The organism is Thiolapillus sp. (genome assembly GCF_048562965.1).
Classification (GTDB): domain Bacteria; phylum Pseudomonadota; class Gammaproteobacteria; order Chromatiales; family Chromatiaceae; genus Thiolapillus; species Thiolapillus brandeum_A.
In genome coordinates, this window is sequence record NZ_JBHNMF010000558.1 from 1 (window position 1) to 2032 (window position 2032).

Below are 2032 nucleotides of genomic sequence, written 5' to 3' on the forward strand. Positions count from 1 at the left end.
GATGGATAACCATGGCGTTATGCTTCCTCCAGGTTTTGCGTGAGCCAGTCGTTCAATATCTGGCGGGTTCGGAACAAAGGATAGCTCCTTTTTGGAATATAATCACATGGTACCCGACAGCGGTGCCTGTCCCAGCACCTCGCTCTTGTGCAGCAAAATAACCTCGTTGCAGCGTTCCGCCTCATCTAGGTAGGCGGTGCTGAGGAGTACACTCATGCCGGCATCCTTCACCTGGCTGTAGACGATCTGCCACAGCTCCCGGCGGGATACCGGATCGACGCCGACCGTGGGTTCGTCCAGCAGCAGCAGGGCGGGGGAGCGCACCAGGGCGCAGGCCAGGCCCAGTTTCTGCTTCATGCCGCCGGACAGCTTGCCTGCCAGACGGCGGGTGAAGGGCGCCAGGCCGGTCATTTGCATCAGCTGGTCGTCACGCTGCTGCCTGCTCGCAACCGGCACGCCCTGGAGATTGGCGTAGAGATCGAGATTTTCCTGGACGCTGAGGTCTTCGTAAAGGCCGAAGCGCTGGGGCATGTAACCCACGGCCGCCTGGACGGCAGCGGGTTGTTTGACTGCATCGATACCCAGGGTTTCCACGCTGCCGCCATCCAGCTCCAGCAGGCCGCAGCACAGGCGCATGAGGGTGGTCTTGCCGGCGCCGTCCGGGCCGATCAGCCCGGTGACGGTGCCCGCGGGCACCTGGATGCTGACGCCGTTGAGCGCCTGCACCGAGGTCTCGCCTTTACCGAAGCACTTGTGTACATCGCGCAGGATGAGCGCGGGATTTTCCATTTTACTTGTTGCAGTCGGGAAGGTCAGTAGTGCCGGCAGGCGATGTCAGGTCGATGTTCACCGTGGCTGGCATGCCCAGCCGCAGTTCTTCCTGCGGGTTACAGGCGAAGACGCGGATCTGGTACACCAGGCGGGTGCGCAGTTCCGGTGTTTCCACGTTCTTGGGTGTGAACTCGGCAGTGGGAGAGATGTATCCCACCCATCCCGGGTAGGTCTTGCCCGGATAACTGTCGCTGGTGATGCTGGCCTTCATGCCCGGCTTGACTTTGCCCAGCCGTGTTTCCGGCAGGTAGGCGCGCACCCACACGGGGTTAGCGAAAGCCAGAGTGAGTGCTGGTTTGAGTGGGCTGGCCATATCGCCGGGTTCGAGAATGCGGTGCGGATGATACCGTCGGCCGGGGCGTGCAGTTCCGTATGCGCCAGGTTCTGTCTGGCCAGTTGCAGCGCGGCCTCGGCGGCCTTCAGTTCTGCCTCAGCTGCCGCGATGTCTTCCTTGCGCGGGCCGGCTTCGAGCAGTTTCAGCGCGGCGCGGGCGGCTTCCACCTGGGCCTGGGCGGCATTGGCATTGGATCTTGCCGTTTCCACCTCTTCACGGGAGGCGAGCTTCTTGCCGACGCTGCCAGCCATGGAGAGCGAAGCGAAGGCTGGTAGTCCCCAGTAGGCGCGAGGCTGCACTGCTTACCCGTCGTGCGCATAGCGCCAGAAGGGAAGCAAAGTAGGCCTCCGAACGCGGCGTCCAGTCATTGGGAGACAAGTACGGAGCAGCAACGAGCTTGCGAAGTTGTTGCGTAGTGCTGGGTGACCAGGACGGCTGGGGCACCAATAGGTTGTCAAAGGCCGAGTCGATTTTGGGGACTGGGATGTCCCAAAATCTATCACGAGGTCGAAGACACGCTTGCGCTGCCAGCCATGGAGAGCGAAGCGAAGGCTGGTAGTCCCCAGTAGCCGCGAGGCCGCGCTGTTTTCCCGGCGTGCCTTGCGCCAGAGGGAAAACAAAGTAGGCCTCCGAACGCGGCGTCCAGTCATATGGGAGTCAAGTACGGAGCAGCAACGAGCTTGCGAAGTTGTTGCGTAGTGCTTGGTGACCAGGACGGCTGGGGCACAAATAGGTTGTCAAAGGCTGAGTCGATTTTGGGGACTGGGATGTCCCAAAATCTATCACGAGGCCGAAGACACGCTTGTCAGTCTCTGCAGACGCTGCCAGGTATCATGGGCGGACTTGGCTCTCGCCTGTGCAGCTTCC

The 2032-nt window shown here is 61.5% G+C and carries 5 protein-coding genes; all 5 read right to left on the reverse strand.

Going from position 1 to position 2032, the window contains the following annotated elements; all coding sequences use genetic code 11:
• Positions 1-102: 102 nt before the first annotated feature.
• The 5 genes from ACOCD2_RS17635 to ACOCD2_RS17655 all read right to left on the reverse strand — a co-directional run bounded on the left by ACOCD2_RS17635 (position 103) and on the right by ACOCD2_RS17655 (position 1951).
• Positions 103-789, reverse strand: a complete 687-nt coding sequence (locus ACOCD2_RS17635; protein WP_305800744.1) for an ABC transporter ATP-binding protein — start codon at positions 787-789, stop codon at positions 103-105.
• A gap of 1 nt (position 790) precedes the next feature.
• Positions 791-1144 carry an efflux RND transporter periplasmic adaptor subunit gene (locus ACOCD2_RS17640; RefSeq protein WP_293649911.1) on the reverse strand — a complete coding sequence of 118 codons (354 nt, stop codon included), beginning with the start codon at positions 1142-1144 and terminating at the stop codon, positions 791-793.
• Between the two features lie 163 nt (positions 1145-1307).
• Positions 1308-1484, reverse strand: a complete 177-nt coding sequence (locus tag ACOCD2_RS17645; RefSeq protein WP_419612883.1) for a hypothetical protein — start codon at positions 1482-1484, stop codon at positions 1308-1310.
• A complete protein-coding gene (locus tag ACOCD2_RS17650; RefSeq protein WP_293649910.1) occupies positions 1468-1785 on the reverse strand; it encodes a hypothetical protein in 318 nt (105 codons plus the stop codon). Before ACOCD2_RS17650 ends, ACOCD2_RS17645 begins: the two co-directional genes overlap by 17 nt.
• 37 nt (positions 1786-1822) lie before the next feature.
• A complete protein-coding gene (locus tag ACOCD2_RS17655) occupies positions 1823-1951 on the reverse strand; it encodes a hypothetical protein (protein ID WP_293646551.1) in 129 nt (42 codons plus the stop codon).
• Positions 1952-2032 lie beyond the last annotated feature (81 nt).

Excerpts from the sequence above, each read along its gene's own strand:
- ACOCD2_RS17645 (WP_419612883.1), bottom strand. The coding sequence starts at position 1,484 with ATGCGCACGACGGGTAAGCAGTGCAGCCTCGCGCCTACTGGGGACTAC.
- ACOCD2_RS17640 (WP_293649911.1), bottom strand. The coding sequence starts at position 1,144 with ATGGCCAGCCCACTCAAACCAGCACTCACTCTGGCTTTCGCTAACCCC.
- ACOCD2_RS17635 (WP_305800744.1), bottom strand. The coding sequence starts at position 789 with ATGGAAAATCCCGCGCTCATCCTGCGCGATGTACACAAGTGCTTCGGT.